Source organism: Hydrogenovibrio sp. (assembly GCF_049975065.1).
Lineage (GTDB): Bacteria > Pseudomonadota > Gammaproteobacteria > Thiomicrospirales > Thiomicrospiraceae > Hydrogenovibrio.
The window spans coordinates 1-1912 of the sequence record NZ_JBNGDN010000132.1 but is presented as its reverse complement, the minus strand read 5'-3'; the positions used below and the strand labels follow the sequence as shown (position 1 = coordinate 1912).

At 53.1% G+C, this 1912-nt stretch carries 1 protein-coding gene; it reads right to left on the bottom strand.

Translation table 11 applies throughout. The annotated features are described in order from the left end of the window. Positions 1 to 86: 86 nt before the first annotated feature. Positions 87 to 1912 (bottom strand): class 1a ribonucleoside-diphosphate reductase subunit alpha (gene nrdA, locus ACP5D0_RS10310; RefSeq protein WP_472365713.1); only part of this gene is annotated, 1826 nt, incomplete at its 5' end.

Sequence of the window (1912 nt, the reverse complement as noted above, 5' to 3'; positions counted from 1 at the left end):
CATCCAAAACGGCCTTTTCAATAATGCCATCGTGCAAATTTAGAAAACGAAAAAGCGCTTTGAGTATGACTTGGTTATTGAGGTCGTCACAGCTTGCAGGCTCCTCCGGCGCAGCCGTCGTCTTCGTGGGCGTCGTCGGCACCGTCTCGGGTGTTGTGATAGTAAAGAGTTTTTAGACCCATTTTATAAGCATAGAGCAGGTCTTGCAGAATCCGCTTAATCGGCACGCGTCCGTCTTCAAATCGTGCCGGGTCGTAATTGGTGTTGGCGGAAATGGCCTGATCGACGAATTTCTGCATAATCCCCACCAGTTGCAAGTAGCCTTTGTTATCAGGAATCTGCCACAGCAGTTCGTAATCGTCTTTGTGCGCCTTAAAGCCGGGCACCACTTGTTTCAGAATGCCGTCTTTGGAGGCTTTGACCGAAACGTAACCACGCGGTGGCTCAATGCCGTTGGTGGAGTTGGTGATTTGCGACGAGGTTTCGCACGGCATCAGCGCGGTCATGGTGGAGTTGCGCAATCCGTGGGTTTGAATCTCGCTGCGCAGGGTTTCCCAGTCCAGATGGAGCGGCTCTTGGCAGATTTCGTCCAATTCGGTTTTGTAGGTATCAATCGGCAGAATGCCTTGTGCGTATTTGGTATCGTCAAACCATTCACACTTGCCGTGTTCCTTCGCAAGATTCAGGGAAGCGTTCAGCAGGTGGTACTGAATGGCTTCAAAGGTGCGGTGCACCAGCGCATTGCCGGAGCCGTCGGAATATTTAACGTGGTGCTTGGCCAGATAATACGCCAGATTGGTGACGCCGATGCCGAGGGTGCGTCGTCCCATACTGGCGCGTCTGGCGGCTTCAATGGGGTAGTCTTGGTAATCCAGCAAACTGTCCAGCGCACGCACGATCAGGTCGGACAGCTCCGCCAGTTCATCCAGGTTTTCCAGAGCGCCCAAGTTGAAGGCTGAAAGCGTACACAGTGCGATTTCGCCATTCGGGTCGTCCACCGAATCCAGCGAATGGGTCGGCAGGGTGATTTCCAAACACAAATTGGATTGATGAATCGGCGCTTTTTTCGGGTCAAACGAACTGTGGGTATTGGAGTGGTCCACGTTCTGAATATAGATGCGCCCGGTTTGAGCGCGTTCCTGCGCCACTTGGGTAAACAACTCCAAGGCTTTGACGCGCTTTTTGCGAATGCTGTCGTCGGCTTCGTAAATGGTGTAAAGGCGCTCGAACTCATTTTGGTCGTCAAAAAACGCCTCGTACAATCCGGGGACATCCGACGGGCTGAACAAAGTGATGTCGCCGCCTTCCATCATGCGTTGATACATCAGTTTGTTGACTTGCACCCCGTAATCCAGATGACGGGCACGGTTTTCTTCCACCCCGCGGTTGTTTTTCAGCACGATGAGCGATTCCACTTCCAGATGCCAGATGGGGTAAAACAACGTGGCCGCGCCACCGCGCACCCCACCTTGCGAGCAGGATTTGACCGCGGTTTGAAAGTGCTTGATAAACGGAATCATCCCCGTGTGATACGCCTCGCCGTGACGGATTTCACTGCCGATGGCGCGAATGCGGCCAACATTGACCCCAATGCCCGCGCGTTGCGACACGTATTTAACAATAGAGGAAGAGGTGGCGTTAATCGAATCCAGCGAATCGCCGCACTCAATCAGCACACACGAGCTGAACTGGCGGGTCGGTGTGCGCACGCCCGACATAATCGGCGTGGGCAGTGACAGTTTGAAATTGGAAGCCGCATCATAGAAACGCTTAATGTAATCCAGTCGCGTTTTGCCCGCTTCCGCGTCATTCGGGTAATGGGCAAACAGGCTCATCGGGATCAGCATATAAATAAACTGCGGGCTTTCGTAAATTTTGCCGGTCACGCGGTTCTGCACCAGATATTTGCCTT